Annotated in this window: 16 protein-coding genes; 7 read left to right on the top strand and 9 right to left on the bottom strand. The window is 67.1% G+C overall.

Going from position 1 to position 18,818, the window contains the following annotated elements:
* Positions 1 to 38: 38 nt before the first annotated feature.
* Positions 39 to 665 (top strand): glutathione S-transferase family protein, encoded by a 627-nt coding sequence (locus tag GV027_RS03120; RefSeq protein WP_159510966.1) that lies wholly within the window; start codon positions 39 to 41, stop codon positions 663 to 665.
* A 48-nt stretch (positions 666 to 713) separates the two neighbouring features.
* Here GV027_RS03120 and GV027_RS03115 read toward each other — a convergent pair whose 3' ends face one another.
* The 4 genes from GV027_RS03115 to GV027_RS03100 all read right to left on the bottom strand — a co-directional run bounded on the left by GV027_RS03115 (position 714) and on the right by GV027_RS03100 (position 9,202).
* Positions 714 to 2,816 (bottom strand): glycoside hydrolase family 97 protein, encoded by a 2,103-nt coding sequence (locus GV027_RS03115; protein WP_159510965.1) that lies wholly within the window; start codon positions 2,814 to 2,816, stop codon positions 714 to 716.
* On the bottom strand, positions 2,813 to 4,429 hold the full coding sequence (locus tag GV027_RS03110; protein ID WP_159510964.1) for an alpha-glucosidase: 1,617 nt from the start codon (positions 4,427 to 4,429) through the stop codon (positions 2,813 to 2,815). The genes GV027_RS03115 and GV027_RS03110 overlap by 4 nt, the downstream gene beginning before the upstream one ends.
* Positions 4,429 to 6,267: an alpha-amylase family glycosyl hydrolase gene (locus tag GV027_RS03105; RefSeq protein ID WP_159510963.1), complete on the bottom strand. Its 1,839-nt coding sequence runs from the start codon at positions 6,265 to 6,267 to the stop codon at positions 4,429 to 4,431. The genes GV027_RS03110 and GV027_RS03105 overlap by 1 nt, the downstream gene beginning before the upstream one ends.
* Before the next feature lie 97 nt (positions 6,268 to 6,364).
* On the bottom strand, positions 6,365 to 9,202 hold the full coding sequence (locus GV027_RS03100; protein ID WP_159510962.1) for a TonB-dependent receptor: 2,838 nt from the start codon (positions 9,200 to 9,202) through the stop codon (positions 6,365 to 6,367).
* A gap of 236 nt (positions 9,203 to 9,438) precedes the next feature.
* On the opposite strand from GV027_RS03100, the gene GV027_RS03095 reads away from it, so the two are divergent.
* Together GV027_RS03095 and GV027_RS03090 are read left to right on the top strand one after the other, a co-directional pair.
* Positions 9,439 to 10,476 carry a LacI family DNA-binding transcriptional regulator gene (locus tag GV027_RS03095; protein ID WP_159510961.1) on the top strand — a complete coding sequence of 346 codons (1,038 nt, stop codon included), beginning with the start codon at positions 9,439 to 9,441 and terminating at the stop codon, positions 10,474 to 10,476.
* Positions 10,473 to 11,966 carry an MFS transporter gene (locus tag GV027_RS03090; RefSeq protein WP_159510960.1) on the top strand — a complete coding sequence of 498 codons (1,494 nt, stop codon included), beginning with the start codon at positions 10,473 to 10,475 and terminating at the stop codon, positions 11,964 to 11,966. Before GV027_RS03095 ends, GV027_RS03090 begins: the two co-directional genes overlap by 4 nt.
* A gap of 36 nt (positions 11,967 to 12,002) precedes the next feature.
* On the opposite strand, the gene GV027_RS03085 is transcribed toward GV027_RS03090, so the two are convergent.
* Genes GV027_RS03085 through GV027_RS03075 form a run of 3 tightly spaced genes read right to left on the bottom strand, consistent with a single transcriptional unit; the run spans position 12,003 to position 13,673 of the window.
* Positions 12,003 to 12,575 (bottom strand): DUF1190 domain-containing protein, encoded by a 573-nt coding sequence (locus tag GV027_RS03085; RefSeq protein WP_159510959.1) that lies wholly within the window; start codon positions 12,573 to 12,575, stop codon positions 12,003 to 12,005.
* Between the two features lie 11 nt (positions 12,576 to 12,586).
* On the bottom strand, positions 12,587 to 13,000 hold the full coding sequence (locus tag GV027_RS03080) for a DUF350 domain-containing protein (protein ID WP_159510958.1): 414 nt from the start codon (positions 12,998 to 13,000) through the stop codon (positions 12,587 to 12,589).
* A gap of 31 nt (positions 13,001 to 13,031) precedes the next feature.
* Positions 13,032 to 13,673 (bottom strand): DUF2491 family protein, encoded by a 642-nt coding sequence (locus GV027_RS03075; protein ID WP_159510957.1) that lies wholly within the window; start codon positions 13,671 to 13,673, stop codon positions 13,032 to 13,034.
* Positions 13,674 to 13,986: 313 nt separating this feature from the next.
* On the opposite strand from GV027_RS03075, the gene GV027_RS03070 reads away from it, so the two are divergent.
* Genes GV027_RS03070 through GV027_RS03055 form a run of 4 tightly spaced genes read left to right on the top strand, consistent with a single transcriptional unit; the run spans position 13,987 to position 16,917 of the window.
* Positions 13,987 to 14,421 carry a YjfI family protein gene (locus GV027_RS03070; protein ID WP_201302564.1) on the top strand — a complete coding sequence of 145 codons (435 nt, stop codon included), beginning with the start codon at positions 13,987 to 13,989 and terminating at the stop codon, positions 14,419 to 14,421.
* A gap of 27 nt (positions 14,422 to 14,448) precedes the next feature.
* Positions 14,449 to 15,198: a PspA/IM30 family protein gene (locus GV027_RS03065; protein WP_031440688.1), complete on the top strand. Its 750-nt coding sequence runs from the start codon at positions 14,449 to 14,451 to the stop codon at positions 15,196 to 15,198.
* On the top strand, positions 15,198 to 16,385 hold the full coding sequence (locus GV027_RS03060; RefSeq protein ID WP_159510955.1) for a glutathionylspermidine synthase family protein: 1,188 nt from the start codon (positions 15,198 to 15,200) through the stop codon (positions 16,383 to 16,385). The genes GV027_RS03065 and GV027_RS03060 overlap by 1 nt, the downstream gene beginning before the upstream one ends.
* Positions 16,378 to 16,917: an ankyrin repeat domain-containing protein gene (locus GV027_RS03055; RefSeq protein ID WP_159510954.1), complete on the top strand. Its 540-nt coding sequence runs from the start codon at positions 16,378 to 16,380 to the stop codon at positions 16,915 to 16,917. Before GV027_RS03060 ends, GV027_RS03055 begins: the two co-directional genes overlap by 8 nt.
* A gap of 112 nt (positions 16,918 to 17,029) precedes the next feature.
* Here the strand turns inward: GV027_RS03055 and trhO are convergent, their stop codons facing one another.
* Positions 17,030 to 18,058 carry an oxygen-dependent tRNA uridine(34) hydroxylase TrhO gene (trhO, locus tag GV027_RS03050; protein WP_159510953.1) on the bottom strand — a complete coding sequence of 343 codons (1,029 nt, stop codon included), beginning with the start codon at positions 18,056 to 18,058 and terminating at the stop codon, positions 17,030 to 17,032.
* Between the two features lie 38 nt (positions 18,059 to 18,096).
* Positions 18,097 to 18,768, bottom strand: a complete 672-nt coding sequence (locus GV027_RS03045) for a PAS domain-containing protein (protein WP_159510952.1) — start codon at positions 18,766 to 18,768, stop codon at positions 18,097 to 18,099.
* Positions 18,769 to 18,818 lie beyond the last annotated feature (50 nt).

Raw genomic sequence — 18,818 nt, 5'->3', positions numbered from 1 at the left:
ATGCCGATCCGATAATCACCACGATCCGAGGACCCGCCATGCTGACCGTCCATCACCTGAATTTCTCCCGGTCTTTCCGCATCTTGTGGCTGCTGGAGGAACTGCAGCTGCCCTATGAGCTGGTCCGGTACGAGCGCGATGCGAGCTTCCGTGCGCCCGCGTCGCTGAAGGCGGTGCATCCGCTGGGCAAGGCGCCGATCGTGCAGGACGACGAGCTGACGCTCGCCGAGAGCGCGTCGATCCTCTCCTATCTCGATCGCAAGTACGGCGGCGCGCGGCTGAGCCCGCCCGAAGGCACACCCGAGGCGGCGATCCATGACGAATGGCTGCACTATGTCGAGAGTTCGGCGGCGTTCCCGATCATGATGACGGTGATCGGCAAGATGATGGGCGGGCTGCCCGAGGGCCTCGGCAAATTCTCCGAGCCCGAGGTCGCCAAGACGTTTGCGTATATCGCCGACGGGGTCGGCGAGGGGCCGTATCTAATGGGGGCGAAGCTGACGCTGGCGGATATCCAGATGTCGTATCTGCTCGCGACCGCGGAGAGCGCGGGGCTGCTCAGGGACCAGCCGGAGGTTTCCGCGTATTTCGAGCGGTTGAAGGCGGTGCCGGGCTATCAGAAGGCAATCGAGATCGGCGGGCCGCTGTCGCCACCGCGGCGCTGACGGGTAAGGGGACCGGCGCTGCGAGACAGCAGCGCCGGTCCTGCCGGCTCAGCGCGCCTTGAAGCGGATCGCCTGACCGCCGCCGGGCGCGAGCGCGAGCGTCAGCGTGTCGCCCTTGCGGACGCGCTTGGTCTCGATCGTGATCGCGTGGCGTGCGGTCGTCTTGTAGTCGGCGCCGGGGCCGTCGCGGTAGATCTGCGCGGTGTAGGTCCGGCCGGCGTCGAGGAAGTCGAGCGCGACGGTGAGCGTCCGGGCATTCTCGTCGGTGACGCTGCCGACATACCAGTCGTTCGACTTGCGGTCCTTGCGTGCGAAGGTGACGAAATCGCCGACCTCGCCGTTGAGCACGCGGGTGTCGGACCAGTCGGTCGGCACGTCCTTGATGAACTGGAACGCGGCGGGGTATTTCGCGTAGTTCTCGGGCGTGTCCGCGGCCATCACGACGGGCGAATAGAGCACGACGTAAAGTGCGAGCTGCTTGGCGATGGTCGACAGGAGATCGCTGTCGTCGGTGCCCTTGAGACTGAGCACGCCGGGGGTGAAGTCCATCGGCCCCTCGAGCATGCGCGTGAAGGCGAGGTTCGCCTCATGCTCGGGCGGGTTCTTGCCGGCCCAGCTGTTATATTCCATCCCGCGCGAGCCCTCGCGCGCGATCCAGTTGGGATAGGTGCGGCGCAGGCCGGTGTCCTTGACGGGCTCGTGGCTGTCGATCGACACCTTGTACTTGGCGGCGGTGGTGACGACGCGGGTATAGTGGTTCACCATCCACTGGCCCTCATGCCATTCGCGGTGCTGCGACCCGTCGGGATCGACGCGCTCGATCTGGCCCGCGTCGGTGACATAGCCGGTCTTGATCGCGGGAATGCCGTGATCGCGCGCAAAGGCGAAGGCGCGGTCGAGCTGGCCGTCATAATGGCTGGCCGAGCCGCCGGTCTCGTTATGGCCGATCAGGTAGACGCCCTTCGACTTGGCGTATTTGGCGAGATAGCCGGCATCGAAATCGGGAGTCGGCGTGTCGAACTGCATCGCGGTGCCGTCGCCGAACCAGTCGCCGTCCCAGCCGACATTCCAGCCCTCGACGAGGACGCCGGGGATTTTGTTGGCGCTGGCGAAGTCGATATAGGTCTTCACATGCGCGGTCGTGGCGCCGTGATTGGGGCCGGTCGCCCAGCTCCACTTGCCGGTGATCATGTTCCACCAGACGCCGACGAACTTGCCGGGCTTGACCCAGCTGACGTCGCCCAGCTTGTTCGGCTCGTTCAGATTGAGCTCGATATGGCTCATGTAGAGGCCGGGTGCGTCGTCCGAGAGGATCAGCGTGCGCCACGGCGTCGCGAACGGGCCGGTCCGCGTGACCTTGGGCGCGCCGGCGCCGGGCGTCAGCACCGCCTTCAGCGTGTTGCCCTCGACCTTGGCGACGTTCATGCCGGCATAGTCGATGAGCGCGGCCTCGTGCAGCGCGACATGCGTGCCGCCCGCGAGCTTCAGCGTGATCGGCGTCGCGGCGGTGCCGACATCGGCGAGCGGCGTGCGGTTGTAGAGATATTCCTCGCGATTCCATTCGAATCCGGGCTTCCACCAGGCGGTCGCGTCCTCGGCGAACGCGAACTGCGTCAGCTCCTCGGCGATGTTGATCGTCTTGAAATTGGGCTGGTCGGGGAAGACGTAGCGAAAGCCGATGCCGTCGTCCTGGAGCCGGAACACGACGTCGATCGCGCGCTGGAGCCGGTCGGTCTCGCGCAGGCGGACGCGCATCTCGGTGTGGTTGTCGCGGATCGTCTTCCACTCGCCCCAGGGCTGCGTCCAGGTCGAATCCGCCTTGTCGCGGGTGACGGTCTCGATCTTCAGATGCCGGTCGAACTTGGGCGCATCGGTGAAGAGGAAGCCGAGCCGCGACGGCTTGACGATCAGCGTGCCCTTGCGCGTGACGCTGTAGGTCGCATGGCCTTCGCCGTCGGTCGCGACGGTGACCGCGATGCTGCCGTCGGGCGAGGTCGCGATCGCCGAGGGGATCGTCGGGACGGGCTGCGGCTTGATCGTCTCGTTCGTCGTGACGGCCGGGGTGGTAACGGCGGGGGCGGGCTGATCCTGCGCGATCGCGGGTGCGGTGGTCGCGAGCAGGGTCGCCAGCGTCAGCGAGAGGGTCTTCATGATCCGGTCCTTTCGACGATCAGCGCGGCATAGCCGCCCAGTCGTCCTATCGTTGCGTCGTTGATGCTGTCGCGGACGCGCCAGTGTTCGGGGGTAGCGGGGCTCCACGCGACGGGCGTCGCGGCCATGTTGAAGACGCAGAGCAGGATCTGGTCGCCGTCACGGCGTTCGAAGGCAAGCAGCGTGTCGGTGACCTCGGTCAGGACCAGATCGCCGATCGCGAGCGCGGGGATCGCGCGGCGCAGCGCGAGCAGGCGGCGGGTCAGCGCGAGCAGAGAGTCGGGATCGCCCTCCTGCCGGTCGACCGCGAGCTCGGGATGGTCGTTGCCGACGGGGAGCCAGGGCGACGCATCGGTGAAGCCCGCATGCGGCGCATCGGCCCGCCACGGCATTGGCGTGCGGGCGCCGTCGCGCGACAGCGTCAGCGGCCAGTTGGCGATCGCCTCGGGATCCTGGAGCTGGTCGAACGGCACCTCGACCTGGGTCAGGCCCAGTTCCTCGCCATAATAGAGAAAGATGTTGCCGCGCAGGCAGACGAGCAGCGCGATCTTCATCCGCGCGAAGGCGTCGCGGTCATCGGGGCCGATCCAGCGCGAGACGGCGCGGGGGGCGTCGTGATTCTCGAACGCCCAGCTCGGCCAGCCCATCTCCGCGTCCGACGGCCAGAGCGTGATCGCGTCGGCGACGGTGCTGGGGCGGAGGTTCGACGCGTAGAGGAAGTCGAAGCCATAGGCGCTGTTGAGCCGGGTCTGGCCGCGGGTGAACAGCTTCATCTCGCGGTCGCTGTCGGCGCCGCCGACCTCGGCCACGGTGAAGCGGTCGCCATAGCCGTCGATCAGCCGCCGCAGCCGTTCGAGAAAGGCGGGAATGTCGGGATGGCTCTGGTTGTGGACATGCGCCTGAAAGTCGAAGGGGCGCGTCTTCAGGCTGTTGTCGGTGACCGGCGGATTGTCGGTCAGCGCGGGGTCATGCATCGCGAAGTTGATCGCGTCGAGACGGAAGCCGTCGACGCCGCGGTCGAGCCAGAATTTGGCGGTGTCGACGATCTCGTCCTGCACGTCCGCGTCGTGAAGGTGGAGCTGTGGCTGCTCCTTCAGGAAATTGTGCAGATAATATTGGCGACGGCGCGCGTCCCAGGTCCAGGCGGGGCCGCCAAAGACCGACTGCCAGTTGGACGGCGGGCTGCCGTCGGGCTTGGCGTCGGCCCAGACATACCAGTTGGCCTTGGGGTTGGTGCGCGACGAACGGCTCTCGACGAACCAGGGATGCTCGTCCGAGGTGTGGCTGTAGACCTGGTCGATGATGATCTTCAGCCCGAGCGCGTGGGCGCGCGCGATCAGCGTGTCGAAATCGGCGAGCGTGCCGAAGATCGGGTCGACATCGCGGTAGTTCGCAACGTCATAGCCGAAGTCCTTCATCGGCGACGTGAAGAAGGGCGAGAGCCAGACTGCATCGACGCCGAGGCTCGCGACATAGTCGAGATGGCGGGTGATGCCGGGCAGGTCGCCGATGCCGTCGCCGTTCGAATCCGCAAAGCTGCGCGGATAGATCTGGTAGATGACCGCGCCCTTCCACCAGGGTCGGTGCACGGGCAGGCTCGTATCGTCGGGCATCAGCGGGTCTCCGCGGCGCAGACCGCATAGCCAAAGGCGGGGATGGTCAGCGTGACGCTGCCGGGGGCGGTCGCGCGCGCGGGGCAAGCGCCGGCGAGCGTATCGAAGCGGGTCGAGCGAGTCTCGACCTGGATCGCGCTGGTCAGCGGCTTGGCGCTGGTGTTGTACGCAAGGAGCATCTCGGCGCCGGTCACGGGATCAAAGCGCGAGACCGCGAACAGGCCGGGCGTGTCGCCGCGCGCGCGGACGAGCGTGCGGCCGCGGGTCAGCGCCGGGTGCGCGACGCGGAGGCGTGCGAGCGCGGCGATCTGGCGGAACAGCGGGTGGGTCGTGCCGAAACTGGCGGTCGCGGTGGTGGCGTCGGTACCGACGAGGCGGTTGTCGTTATAGACGGCGACCTTCGAGGCGAACATGTCCTCGCGTGCGTCCTGGTCGTCGCCGTCGCCGGCAAAGCCCTGCTCGTCGCCCGAATAGATGGTCGGCACGCCGCGCATCGTCAGCAGCATCGCATGGCCGAGCTTGACGCGTGCGAGCACCTCGGCCTCGCTCGCATTCGGGTTGAGGCGGCGGACGTCGCGGGCGAAGCGGCCCTGGTCGTGATTGCCGAGGAAGGTCGGCAGGATCATCGCGGTGTCGGCGCCGTGTTCGTAGAGCGCGTCGCCGTCGAACAAGGCGGCGAGTTCGTTGGTGCCCTTGTTGCCCGCGACGACGTCGGTCACGCCCCAGCGGAAGCCGAAGTCGAGCACCGCGGGCAGCTTGTCGACGCGGGTGAAGCGCGCGAGATAGCCCGGATCCATCGTCCCATAGGCGACCTCGCCGAAGATGTGGAAATTGGGGATGCCGTTCGCCCTGGCGCGGTCGAGCATCGCGGGCGTGAAGGCCTGCCAGAATTCGGGATTCACGTGGCGCGCGGTGTCGATGCGGAAGCCGTCGACCTTGAACCGATCGATCCAGCCGCCGAAGATGTCGATCATCCCCGACACGACGCGGGGGTTCTCGGTCGCGAGATCGTCGAGGCCGGAGAAGTCGCCCATCGTCGAGCTCTCGTCGGTGAAGGTCGAGTCGCCGCGGTTGTGGTAGTAGATCGGGTCGTTGAGCCAGGCGGGGACCTTCACGGTCTGTTCCTTCGCAGGGACATAGGGCGTGTAGGCGAAGCCGGGGTCGGTCAGCCGCGCGAAGTTTTCAGGCGTGCGGACGGCGTCGCCAGCGAAACCGGGATTGATCGGCTTGCCGCGCAGGCCGAGCTTGCGCTGATAGGGATAATTGGCGCGGTCGCGATAGGCGCAGGGGGTGCCCTCGGTGCATTCGCGGTACTGGATCACGTCGGCGGTGTGGTTGATGATGATGTCCATATAGACCTTCATCCCGCGCGCATGCGCCGCAGTGACGAGCGCGGTCATGTCGGCATTGGTGCCGAGATGCGGATCGACCTGTGTGAAGTCGGTGATCCAGTAGCCGTGATAGCCGGCGGATTCCTTGCCGGGCGCGCCCTGGACGGGCTTGTTCTTGAAGATCGGACCGAGCCAGATCGCGGTCGCGCCGAGCTGCTGGAGATAGCCGAGGCGCTTGGTCAGGCCCTTGAGGTCGCCGCCATGGTAGAAGCCCTTGGCGGTCGGGTCGAAGCCGGTGACGCGGCGATCGCCGGTGAGGCCGCCGCGGTCGTTGGCGGGATCGGCATTCTCGAACCGGTCGGGGAGGACGAAATAGATCACCTCGTCCTGCGGCAGCCGCGCGCGATAGTCGGTCGAGGATGCGGGCTTCGGTGCAGGGCCGGGGTCTGCGATGGCGGGCGAGAGCGCGAGCAACCCTGCCAGAATGGTGGCGACGCTCTTGATCATCGGATGTCCTTTTCGCACCGGAATCGGTGACGGCGCCACCGGCGCCGGGTCGCCGTCCGCCGGGATGACCCCGGGCGGACGGCGGTATTGCAGGCACTTAGAAGCGGAAGCTTGCACCCAGATAGAACTGACGCCCGAAATATTGCAGCGTGCCCGTCTGTGCGGTCTGGCCGAAATAGGAGCGGGTCGGCTGGTCGGTCAGGTTGTTCGCCTGCGCGAGCAGCGTCATCCCGGCGAGCGGGCTGCCCTGCGGGAATTCATAGCTCATCTGCGCGTCGAACACGGTCTCTGCGGCATTGGTCACGATCTGCTCGCTGAGGCCGAACTGCGGCGCGACGAACTTCGAGCGGTAGCGCATCGAGACGCGCGTCTGGAAGCCGTTCTTCTCGTAGAAGAGCGTCGGGTTGGAGACGATCTTCGACAGGCCGGGCAGCGACAGCGAGAGCGTGTTGCCGCTGATCGCGTTGGTGATGCTGACGTCGGACTGGTTGTACGAGATGTTGAGCACCGCGCCGAGGCCGTCGAACGGCGCCGGCAGGAAGTCGAACGTCTTGGTGATGGCGCCTTCGAAACCATAGACATAGCCGCCATTGCCGTTGATCGGTGCGAACAGATTGCCGGTCGTGACGACGCTGGTGAAGCCGGTCCCGGCGAGCGGCGGGGTGCTGATGCCGTTGGCGGCGAAGTCGTAGTTCGGGATGACGCCGCCGATCACGAAGCTGCGGACGTCCTTGTAGAAGGCGCCGAGCACGAGCGAGCCGCTGTTGCCGAAATAATGCTCATAGGTTGCGTCGAACTGGTTGGCGCGGAACGGCTGGAGCGCGGGGTTGCCGCCCGACCCGTCGAGCCGCGCCGCGGTGCCGCCGATGCTGACCAGGTTGGTGCTGATCGAGTTGCGGAAGTCGAAGAAGCGCGGACGCGAGATCTGGCGCGAGAGCGACAGGCGGGCCTGGTCGTTCTCGGTCAGGCCGAGGATGAAGTTCGCCTGGGGCAGCCAGTCGGTGAACTTGCGGCCGCGGGTGTTGAGGTAGCGACCGGTGCCGCCGTCCGAGATCGTCGAGGACGAGCTCTGGTCGGTGTGGACGACGCGCAGGCCGATATTGCCCTTGAACGGCAGCGAGCCGGCGATCGTGTCGAAGTTGAGCTGGCCGTAGCCGGCATAGGTCTTCTCGTCGATCGTGAAGCTCTGGTCCTGCGTGAACGCCTGGGTCTGGTCGACGACGCGGTCGGGCCCGAGCTGCGAGTCGAAGATGCTGCCGATATCGGCGACGATGAAGTCGGGGAAGGACGAGAACTTGCCCTTGAAGCCCGCGGTCGTCGAATTCGAGCCGGTCAGCGTGACGGGCGCAGCGAAGCTGAACGCGTTGAAGCTGGTGATCGTCCGCTCCGCCTTGCGGTTGCCATAGCGGCCGCCGACCTCGAACGACTTGAGGAACGGACCGTCGATCTTGAGCAGCGCGCTGCCCGCGAATGCATAGAGGCGGTCGGTGTCCTTCTGCGGGACGATGTAGAAGCCCTCGAACGTGTTCGCGGCCGGATCGGTGTAGTTGGCGTTGGTCGCGAACGAGCCGACGTTGAGCCCGTCGAGCTTGTAGCTGAGCGTCGTCGGCGTCGCGGTCGTGTTGCCGTTGTCGTCGAGACCCGAATTGTTGAAGAAGCTCGACGCGCGCGAATAGGAGCCGTCGGCGGTCAGCGTGAGCTGGCCGATGTCCTTCTGGACGTTGCCGCCGAAGGTGTAGAGCTTGTCGAGGCGGTTCTCGTTCTGCTGGATCGTGCGGGTGCGGATGCCCGAGGCGTTGCCGCCGACGATCGTGTTGCCGATGACGGTCGGGTCGGTCAGGTTGCTGCTGGTCTGCTGCAGGTTCTCGACCCGGATGCCGCGGCGGAACACGTCCGACTTGAAGCGCGAATAATAGCCGTCGAGCAGGACGCGGAACGTGTCGGTCGGCTCATACTGGATGCTGCCGAGCACGCCGTCGCGGGTCTCGTTGCCGCCCGACTGGACCGCCTCGAAGCCATAGCCGATCGCGTCGGCGCGGCCGTTGCCGTCGAGGTCGCGGATCGCCGGGCTGCCGTTCTGGCCGGTCGCGGTGTAATCATAGCCGACGAAGCGCGTCGCGACGTTCGCCTGCTTCAGCCGGGCATAGCCGACCGCGAGGCCGAGCGTGTCGTCGAGCAGCTTGGTCTGGATCGAGGCGCTGCCGCGATAGCCGAATTCGCTGGCGTCGGGGTTCTGGCCGGCGCGGTCGTTATAGACGCCGCGGACGTTGACGCTGACGAGCGTCTTGCCGGGGATGCTGAGCGGGCGCGCGGTGCTGAGCTCGACCTTGCCGGCGACACCGCCTTCGATCTGCGAGGCCTTGGGGCTCTTGTAGACCGCGGCCTGGTTGATGAGCTCGGACGGGTACTGGTCGAATTCGATGACGCGGTTGCCCGAGGTCGCGACCTGTTCGCGGCCGTTGAGCGTGGCGGAGACGAGATCCTGGCTGAGCCCGCGGATGTTGATCGCGGAGGCCTGGCCGCCGGTACGCTGCGAGGTGACGCCGGGCAGGCGGGCGAGCGACTCGGCGATCGAGACGTCGGGCAAGCGGCCGATATCCTCGGCCGAGACGATCTCGGCGACGACGTCGAGGTTGCGCTTGACCGCGATCGACGAGCGCAGGCTGGCGCGGAAACCGGTGACGACGATGTCGTCGCTGGACTCGGCGGCAGGGCCGCTGCTCGGGGCGGTGGCGTCCTGCGTCGCGACGGTCGGGGCGGGCGTCGAGGGTGCGCTCGACACGGTGTTGTCGGCGGAGGCCGGGGCGGGATCGGTCGCGACCTGCGCGTCGGCGACCGACGCGGCGAAGAGCGCCACGGCGAGCGCGGTGCCGCTGGCCGATAGGGTGAAAAGGTGATGCGCGGCAGATGCCGGGAAACGCTTGGACGTCGTCATGTTCAACTCCCCTGAAAGCCCCGCTGCATCTTTCGCGCCGTGGGCCGTGTGTGGCGTTCCAATGGAATTCCGCCTCACGAAAGCCAATCAATCGACATACGTATTCAGTGCGGCCGTTCCGGCCGTGTTGCCGATTTGCCACGGATCGCGGGGGCCAATGCGTTGACGTTGTGCCGAAACTGGAGTGATGATTGCGACGGCGACGCCGTCCGAGCGCCCCCGAGAGGATCCCTGTCTTGAGTGCCCAGCGCAAATCCACGTCGTTCGACATCGCGCAGGCCGCGGGCGTATCGCAGCCGACCGTGTCGCGCGCACTCCGTGGCAGCCCGACGGTCAGCCCGGCGACGCGGCAGCGGATCGAGGCGATCGCCAAGCAGCTCAACTATACCGTTGACCGCAGTGCCTCGAACCTGCGCAGCGGCAAGACGCGGACGATCGCGCTGCTGCTGTTCCGCGATCCGACGCCCGACGAGACCGAGGTCAATCCGTTCTTCCTGGGCATGCTGGGCGCGATGATGGGGGCGTGTGCCGATCACGGCTATGACCTGCTCGTCTCGTTCCAGAATTTCTCGTCCGACTGGCATACCGACTACGAGGACAGCCACCGTGCCGACGGGCTGATCCTGCTCGGCTATGGCGATTATGCGGATTATCGCGCGCGGCTGGATCATCTCGTGGCGCAGGGGACGCATTTCATCCGCTGGGGATCGGTCCGGCACGACCAGCCCGGGCTGACCGTGGGGTGCGACAATGTCGCGGGCGGTGCGGAGGCGACGCGGCACCTGATCGCGCAGGGGCGGAGGCGGATCGCGTTCCTGGGGGATGCGACCGACCATTATCCGGAGTTTTACGACCGGCACCGCGGCTATCTCGCGGCGCTCGCGGAACATGGCCTGCATGCCGATCCGCACTTGCAGGTCGATGCGATCACGACCGAGGAGGACGGCACGCGCGCCGCTCAGGCGTTGCTCGCGCGCGGGGTCGCGTTCGATGCGATCGTCGCGGCGAGCGACCTGATCGCGCTGTCGGCGATGAGGGTGCTGGCGGGGGCGGGGCGGATCGTGCCCGACGACGTCGCGATCGTCGGCTTCGACGACATTCCCGCCGCCAGCCTCGCCAACCCGCCGCTGACGACGGTGGCGCAGGACACGGTGCTGGGCGGCCGGCGGCTGGTCGAGATGCTGCTCGCGCGGATCGACGATCGGCCGGTGACGAGCATCGTGCTGCCGACGCAACTCGTCGTACGGCGCTCGTCGGGCGAGGCCGCCGCGTGACGCGCGAGAAGCCGCGTCAGGGTTTCTGGGGTCTGTGGAACATCTCGTTCGGGTTCTTCGGGATCCAGATCGGTTTCGCCCTCCAGAATGCGAATGTCAGCCGGATCTTCCAGTCGCTCGGCACCAGCGTCGACGACCTCGCCTTTCTGTGGATCGCCGCGCCGCTGACCGGGCTGCTCGTCCAGCCGGTGATCGGGCATTACAGCGACCGGACCTGGGGGCGGCTCGGGCGCCGGCGACCCTATTTCCTGGGCGGTGCGGTGCTGGCGACGATCGCGTTGCTGGGGATGCCGAACGCGCCCGTGCTGTGGGTTGCGGCGGCGTTGCTGTGGATGCTCGACGGCTCGCTCAACGTCGCGATGGAACCGTTCCGCGCGTTCGTCGGCGACATGTTGGGCAGCCGGCAGCGGACCGCGGGCTATGCGTTCCAGACCGGCTTCATCGGCGCGGGCGCGGTGATCGGCAGCCTGGCGCCGCTGATCCTGACCGACGTCTTCCACGTCGCCAATACCGCGGCGGGCGGCGGGATCCCGCCATCGGTGCGCTATGGCTTCTATCTCGGCGCGGCGGCGTTGTTCTGCGCGGTGCTGTGGACGGTGGTGACGACGAAGGAATATTCGCCCGACGAGATGGCCGCGTTCGAGCAGGACGGCGGCGTGGTCGAGGCGGGGCCGGCGATAGCGGCACCGGTCGGATCGGGCGCGCGGCTGGCGCCGGTGTGGATTGCGCTGGGGGCGATCGTGATCGCGGCGGTGGCGCGGTTCGGGCTCGACAAGCCGGTCTATCTGCTCGGCGCCGGGCTGATCGCGTTCGGTGTCGCACTGCTGGTCAGCGCCGCGCTGGTCCGGTCGGGCAGAGAGTCCAATGTTCTCAGCCAGATCGTCGGCGATCTTGCGACCATGCCGCAAACGATGAAGCGGCTCGCGCTGGTCCAGTTCTTCACCTGGTCGGCGCTGTTCATCATGTGGATCTACACCACGCCGATCGTCACGCAGCGCGCGTTCGGGACGACCGACACGGCGAGTGCGGCGTATAATGACGGCGCGAACTGGGTCGGGGTGCTGTTCGCGGTGTATAACGGCGTGGCGACGGTCTGGGCGTTCGTGATGCCGTGGCTCGCGGGCCGGATCGGGCGGCGCAATGCGCATATCCTGGGGTTGCTGAGCGGCGCGGCGGGGTTCGGGTCGTTCCTGGTGCTGCGCGATCCCTATGCACTGATCGGGTCGATGGTGCTGATCGGGATCGCCTGGTCGTCGATTCTGACGATGCCCTATGCGATGCTGTCCAACGCGCTGCCGCAGGCCAAGCTGGGCGTTTACATGGGGCTGTTCAACATCTTCATCGTGCTGCCGCAGCTGATCGTGTCGTCGGTGATGGGGCAGGTGATGCGGACGGTGTTCCCGGGCGATCCGGTCTGGGCGATGCTGATCGCGGCGGGAGTGATGGGCTTCGCGGCGCTGGCGATGCTGCGGGTGCCGCGGGACGCCTGAGATACTGCCCTCCCCCTGGCGGGGGAGGATCAGGGGTCAGCCGCCGAAGCCGCCGCGGCCGCCAAAGCCGCCGCCGAACCCGCCGCGCGAGATCACCGAGCTGCGGGTCTGGACCCGCGCGGGCGCGCGCGCCGTGGTGGGGGTGAAGGCGTCCGAGCCGACGCGGGTGCGGCCGGTGACGTAATCGCGGCTGATGCGGCCGCCGGCGCCGCCATAATAATTGCCCTGACGGTCGCGGTACATCGGCGCGCCGCGATAGCCATAGCCGCCGTTGAGCGCCTGGCCGATGATGAACCCGGTGAGCAACGGCGTGAAGAAGCTGCCGCCGCTGCCATTGTTGCGCGGTTCGCACTGTGCGGCGCCGAACTGCTCCTCGCAGGTCTGCTTGTCCTCGAACCGTGGTGCGGTCTTGGCGGCGTCGGTCTTGGCCTGTTCGTACGCGCTGTCGCACTGCGCGGCCGGGATCGCCCCCGCCGAGCGGCATTCGGCGACCGAGGCGTAGCTCTGCGCGTCGACGGGCTTGCCGCCGACATCGCCGTCGCAGGCGGTCAGCGAGATGCCCGAGCCCGCGATCAGGCCGGTGAGGACGATCGAGCTGGAACGCTTCATGTCTTTGCCTCTCAGTTCGTCATGCACGCGGCATTGAGGATGCCGACGCAGAGCGAGATGCTGCCTATATAGGTGGCGGCGGCGATATCGCCGCGCACGATCCGGTCGTGAATGTCGCGCATCACGAGGCGGCGGACGACGAGCGCGGCGACGATCTGGATCACGCCTGCAAGCACCGCCCACACTGCGAACTCGACCAGCGTGACGGTGTGCGTCAGCGCGGAGGCGAGCGGGAGGACATAGCCGAGCAACGCCGCGCCCAGCGTGATCGCCGCGGCGGTATTGCCGTCGCGGATCAGCGCCTTCTCGTTATAGGGCGTGGTCGCCTGGAAGATGATCTTGAACGCGATGGTGAAGAGCCCGGCCGCGACGAACGCGATCAGGAAGGCCGCCGCGCTGGCGCCGAAGCTGTAATAGTCGATCATCTGAATCCCCCGGAACGCTGATGCGACGATGCTAGGCGCGGAACTCGCCGAGTTCCAGTGCGACGCCGAGCATGATCTCGAACGAGACCTCGCCCGCCTCATTCTCCTGGTCGATCGCGAGCAGCAGTTCGCGGCCGTCGTCGCCCGGCAGGTCGCGGCCGAACAGCATGCAGGTCTGGAAGATGCGACGGTCGACGATGCCGTCGCGGTCGTCGTGGAGGTCCTCCCAAAAGGTCACCGGTTCCTGTTCGCTCGCCTCGGGGCCGAACCAGACGCGGTCATAGTCGGGGAGCCCCTCGGCGGTGAAGCTGCGCGCCTTGAGCCGGGACTTCCAGGCGGGGCGTTCGGCGGCGGAGGAGGGGTAGGCGCTCTCCCAGGGCGCGAAAATCGTGACGTCGGTGACGTCCTGCCCAGCGCGGTCGTTCGAGACCGCCTGGAACATGATGTCGTCATCGGTGTAGAAGCGGTGGACGAACCCGCCCTCGTTGAGGTCGACGAGACCCTGCGCGACGATCACCAGCGTGTCGCGGTCGAACGGGAACAGCAGCTCCGACCCGAACCGGCGCCAGGCGAGCGGGTCGACGGTCACCGTGCGGCCGAGCGTGACGTTGCGGATGACGGGAAGTCCGGAGCCTTCAAGCGGTTGCTTGCGGCCGAACAGGCGATCGAACATGCAATCCTCGCATCTGTGTTGACGGCCTGCATAGGGCAAAGCGGTGGCGGTCGCAAAGGGCGGCGGGGTGGGGTGTGTCCCGTCATCGTGTCTTTTCTCGTCATCCTGACGAAAGTCAGGACTTAGGGTAATCAAGGGCATCGCATAGTAACCCTGGGTCCTGACTTTCGTCAGGATGACGGAGTGGGGGGGGGCGGAGTCGGACGATGACGGAGGGGGATGCGGATGCCGCCGCTTTCGCGAGCGAACGGCATAGCAAGGCTTTCCGAGACGTCCTATGTTGGCGCACGAGCCACGCATGGGAGTTCTTGCATTGACCGACATCTGGACCGTCCGCAGCCTGAAGGCCGCGCTCGATACGTCCGAGCCTGCGAAAACGGGGGAGTTGAGCGTCCGTATCGTCGAGGGGGCCGATCCGATCCTGCTCGTCACGATGCACGAGCATGGTGACCTCGAACTGTTCGTCAATGTCAGCGAGGCGCAGATCTCGGCGTCCACTTTGCTCTGGCCGTGCGACGAGCAGGAGGACCAGGCGGCGTTCAACGCGTTCCTGCTGAAGACGCAGAAGCTGGTGCCGCTGTCGAACTTCGGGATCGGCAGCGTCGAAGGGCGCGATTATTATGAACTGTTCGGCGAACTCGCGACGTCGAGCCGGCTCGACACGATAGTGATCGAGATGCGCACGCTGGCCGAGAACGCGATCGATGCGGCCACCGACCTGCGCAACGCGCAGATCCCCGCCGCCTGACCCAAAGCATCATACGGAGAGACTGGCATGGCCATCTGGAGCAAGATTTTCACCCTCGGCCGGGCGGGCGCGCATGAAGCCGGCGCGGCGGTCGTCGACGCGAACGCCCTGCGGATCCTCGACCAGGAGATCCGCGACGCGGACAAGGCGCAAGGGAAAGCGCGCGACGACCTGGCCGGGCTGGTCGCCCGCCGTCGCATCCTTGAGACCGAGGTCGAGAGCTTCCGCGCGCAGGCCGCGAAATACGAGGCCTCGGCGCGGATCGCCGTCGAGAAGGGCAATATGGACCTTGCGCGGCAGGTCGCGCAGCGGATCGCCGATCTCGAACAGGACATCGCGCTGAAAAGCCCGCAGGTCGAAGACATGCGCGCCGCCGAGGAGCAGATCCACACTGCGGTGGCGCAGACCGACCGCAAGATCGAGCAGCTTCGCCGCGAGGTCGAGGTCGTCAAGGTCAACGAGTCGGTGCAGAAGGCGCAGGCGACGGTCGCATCGGGCAGCATCGGCGCGGGCAACAAGCTGGGCTCCGCGGCGGACAGCCTCGCGCGGATCCGCGAGCGGCAGGCGATCCGAGGCGAGCGGATCAAGGCGGCCGGCGAGCTGGAGGACCGGCGCACCGGCGCGGATCTCGACGAGAAGCTGCGCCAGGCGGGGATCCTGCCGGGTCAGTCGTCCGCGGACGACGTGCTCGCCCGGCTGACCGCGCCCAAGACCGACCAGCTCGGGCAGACGCTGCGGATCGAGCAGCGCGACGACAGCAAGACGCAGGACAACTGATGCGCCGGATCGCGGTCGACCCGCGCGGCGACTGGCGCGAACGGGCCGACGCGATCGGGTTCGTCTATCACGGCACGGCGGTCGGCGACGCAATCGAACCCTATTGGGACGAGAGCGCCGCCTATGCCTTCACGCTGGCGGAGATCGAGGAGGATCTCGAACCCGCGGCCGAACAGATGCACGCGATGTGCCTCGACCTGGTCGACGAGGTGGTGCGCGACCAGCAGCTGATGGAGCGGCTCGCCATCCCGCGCGAGCAGTGGAATTACGTCGCGGAAACGTGGCGGACGCGCCAGCCGTCACTCTATGGCCGGTTCGACTTCGCCTATGACGGGACGGGACCGGCCAAGCTCTACGAATATAACGCGGACACGCCGACATCGGTGTTCGAATGCGCGACGTTCCAGTGGATGTGGCTGGAGGACCTGCTCGCGAGCGGAGCGATGCCGGCGGGGACCGACCAGTTCAACAGCCTGTTCGACAAGCTCCGCGAACGCTTCCGCGCGCTGTTCCCGAGCGGCGGCTTCGTCCATTTCGCAGCCGACGCGACCGCGATCGAGGACCGGCAGACGGTGCGGTTCTTCGAGGATCTGGCGAGCCAGGTCGGGATCGAGCCGAAGTTCGTCGAGATGAAGGATATCGGCCTCGCCGCCGATGGCCGATTCGTCGACCCCGAAGGCTTCGAAGTGCAGGCGGCGTTCAAGCTCTATCCGTGGGAGTTCATGCTGCGCGAACCCTATGCGCCGAACCTGTCACGCGCGGACGTGCGCTGGATCGAGCCGGCGTGGAAATCGATCCTGTCGAACAAGGGCATCCTGCCGCTGCTGTGGGAGCGGCATCCCGGGCACCCGAATCTGCTGCCGGCGTTCTTTGACGGCGATCCGGCGGCGACGATCCTGGGGCCGCGCCATGTCCGCAAGCCGCTATTCTCGCGCGAGGGTGCCAATGTCGAGATCGTCGGCGGGGAGGGCGGCACGCCCGCCATTCTCGACCAGGGCTATGGTGCCGAAGGGGCGATCCTCCAGGCCTATGCGCCGCCGCCGGTGTTCGACGGGCGGCATCCGGTGATCGGTGCGTGGATCGTCGGCAACGAAGCCGCGGGGATCGGCGTTCGGGAGGATGAGACGGTGGTGACGCGCAACATGGCGCGCTTCGTCCCGCATATCATCGAGGCGAATGATGACTGACGTACGCGAGCTGCCGCCATTGCCGCCGATCGAGCGGCTGGTCGAACTGATGTTCGATGCCGCGCGGATGGGGCGGGACGAGATGATCCCCGCGCTGTTGCAGGCGGGGGTCGATATCGAGGTGACCGATGCGCGGGGGTACACGCCGCTCGTGCTCGCCAGCTACAATGCGCAGGAGTCGACGACGCGGCTGCTGCTCGACGCGGGCGCACTAGTCGATGGCGATCCGGCGAGCACCGCCAATACCGCGCTGATGGGGGTGTGCTTCAAGGGCTATACCTCGATCGCGCGGATGCTGATCGCGGCAGGGGCGGACGTGAACCGGCGCAACGGCGTCGGGCAGACCGCGCTGATGATGGCGGCGTTGTTCAATCAGGGGGCGATCATCGACCTGCTGATCGAGCAGGGTGCGGATCCGGCGGTGGTCGATGCGGCGGGGAACAGCGTGGCGTCGCTGGCGATGTCGCAGGGGAATGCGGCGCTGGCGGCGCGGTTTGCTGAGGGTTCGCACGCGTCGGGATCCGTCGCCTGAACCTCGTCATCCTGACGAAAGTCAGGACCCAGAGCCACGAAGGTGCCGCCCGTTACTCTGGATCCTGACTTTCGTCAGGATGACGGGAAGGGGGTGTGGGTCCTGACTTTCGTCAGGATGACGGAGAAGGGGTGTTGCCGTCGTCATCCGCGTGCGTCTGCGGGAGGACCGCGCCGACATGCGTCTGGCCGCGGGCTTCGGCGAGGCGCATCTGGCGTTCGCGTTCGGCATAGCCGGCGCGCTGGGTCGCGTCGCGCGCGTCATGGCAGGCGGGGCAGCTGATCCCCTCGACATAGAGCGGCGAGGCGCGGTCGGCGGGGCTGACGGGCATGCGGCAGGCATGGCACAGGGCGTGGGTACCAGGGGCGAGGCCGTGGCCGACCGCGACGCGCTGGTCAAAGACAAAGCATTCGCCTTCCCACAGGCTCTCGGCCTCGGGCACGGTTTCGAGATATTTGAGGATGCCGCCCTTCAGGTGATAGACCTCGTCCAACCCTTCCGCTTTCAGGAACGCGGTCGACTTCTCGCAACGGATCCCGCCGGTGCAGAACATCGCGATCTTCGGCGGCGGGCCGTCGCCGACGAGTTGGTTGCGGTGCTCGCGGAACCAGGCGGGGAAGTCGCGGAAGCTGCGCGTCTTCGGGTCGATCGCGCCTGCAAAGCTGCCGACCGCGACCTCATAATCGTTGCGCGTGTCGATCACGATCGTGCCCGGATCGGCGATCAGCGCGTTCCACTCGCCGGGCTCGACATAGCGGCCGACATCACCGAGCGGATCGATATCGGGTTCGCCCATCGTCACGATCTCGCGCTTGAGGCGGACCTTCATGCGGTGGAACGGCATCGTTTCGGCGCGCGAATCCTTGACGTCGAGCGTGGCACAGCCGGGCAGCGACCGGATATGCGCGAGGACAGTGTCGATCGCCGCGTTGGTCCCTGCGATCGTGCCGTTGATCCCCTCGGCTGCGAGCAGCAGCGTGCCCTTCACGCCTTGCGCGCAGCACAGTGCGGCAAGCGGCGGCTTGATCGCGGCGATGTCGGCAAAGGGCGTGAAGCGATAGAGCGCGGCGACGCGGACCGGTCCGAGGGACTCAGGGTGGCTCGCCAGAAGATCGGCGGCGGGTAAGGGGTCGGCAGGCATGGGCAGGACGGTCCGGATCGAAGATGGCGCCGCCGCTGTTACGCCAAGTCGGAGTAGGTGGCGAGCAGGGTTTCGGTCCTGGCGAGGCCCGTGGCGGTGAGCTGGATCACGCCCGCGCTGCAGTCGGGGCGTTCGACCAGGCCCTTTTCGGCGAGCGCGCCGATCCAGCGGTGCGTGCGCGGCAGATCGAGCAGCGACAGTGCGCCCAGCGTCGCCGCATCGATCACCCGACCCTCGGCCTCGGCGAGATAGATCTGCACCAGCACGAGCCAGGCATGGTCGCCGAACAGGTCGTCGCCCAGCTGTTCGCGTCGTCGGTGCAGGCTCCGGTCGACCTTCAGCGCGACCTGCCAGAGCCGTTCGGGCATGACGACGTCGGGCACCGCGGTGAGCGCCTTGGCTTGCGGGAGGTAGAGCGTGCCGACGAGCCGGCCGGCCTCGAGCCCGCGGTCGAGCCGCGAGACATGGACGTCGACCCACACCGCCGCACCGCCGGGCTGGAGATAGCGCTTGCGGATGCAGACCGGGCCCGCGCCGGGCGCGAGCATGGTGACCCGATCGATGTTGCGGACGCGGTCGTCCGGGTGGGTGACGTCGGCATAGGACCGCCCGACGAGTTCGCTAAGCGGCCGTTGCAGCAGGTCCTCGACGATCTGGTCCATCGTCAGTAGCAGACCGTTCGGGTCCGACAGGGAATGGCCGACGAGCATCGAGGCGGGAGTCCTTTGTAATCCCCCGTTCAGATAGGGCGCGATCACCC

The sequence above is a fragment of the Sphingomonas sp. T1 genome (assembly GCF_902506585.1).
Classification (GTDB): domain Bacteria; phylum Pseudomonadota; class Alphaproteobacteria; order Sphingomonadales; family Sphingomonadaceae; genus Sphingomonas; species Sphingomonas aerolata.
Note: the sequence above shows the minus strand (reverse complement) of the source record. Positions and strands in the feature narration are given on the sequence as shown.

Coding starts and splice junctions, on each gene's coding strand:
- GV027_RS03120 (WP_159510966.1), top strand. CDS start 39: ATGCTGACCGTCCATCACCTGAATTTCTCCCGGTCTTTCCGCATCTTG.
- GV027_RS03115 (WP_159510965.1), bottom strand. CDS start 2,816: ATGAAGACCCTCTCGCTGACGCTGGCGACCCTGCTCGCGACCACCGCA.
- GV027_RS03110 (WP_159510964.1), bottom strand. CDS start 4,429: ATGCCCGACGATACGAGCCTGCCCGTGCACCGACCCTGGTGGAAGGGC.
- GV027_RS03105 (WP_159510963.1), bottom strand. CDS start 6,267: ATGATCAAGAGCGTCGCCACCATTCTGGCAGGGTTGCTCGCGCTCTCG.
- GV027_RS03100 (WP_159510962.1), bottom strand. CDS start 9,202: ATGACGACGTCCAAGCGTTTCCCGGCATCTGCCGCGCATCACCTTTTC.
- GV027_RS03085 (WP_159510959.1), bottom strand. CDS start 12,575: ATGAAGCGTTCCAGCTCGATCGTCCTCACCGGCCTGATCGCGGGCTCG.
- GV027_RS03080 (WP_159510958.1), bottom strand. CDS start 13,000: ATGATCGACTATTACAGCTTCGGCGCCAGCGCGGCGGCCTTCCTGATC.
- GV027_RS03075 (WP_159510957.1), bottom strand. CDS start 13,673: ATGTTCGATCGCCTGTTCGGCCGCAAGCAACCGCTTGAAGGCTCCGGA.
- GV027_RS03065 (WP_031440688.1), top strand. CDS start 14,449: ATGGCCATCTGGAGCAAGATTTTCACCCTCGGCCGGGCGGGCGCGCAT.
- GV027_RS03060 (WP_159510955.1), top strand. CDS start 15,198: ATGCGCCGGATCGCGGTCGACCCGCGCGGCGACTGGCGCGAACGGGCC.
- GV027_RS03055 (WP_159510954.1), top strand. CDS start 16,378: ATGACTGACGTACGCGAGCTGCCGCCATTGCCGCCGATCGAGCGGCTG.
- trhO (WP_159510953.1), bottom strand. CDS start 18,058: ATGCCTGCCGACCCCTTACCCGCCGCCGATCTTCTGGCGAGCCACCCT.
- GV027_RS03045 (WP_159510952.1), bottom strand. CDS start 18,768: ATGCTCGTCGGCCATTCCCTGTCGGACCCGAACGGTCTGCTACTGACG.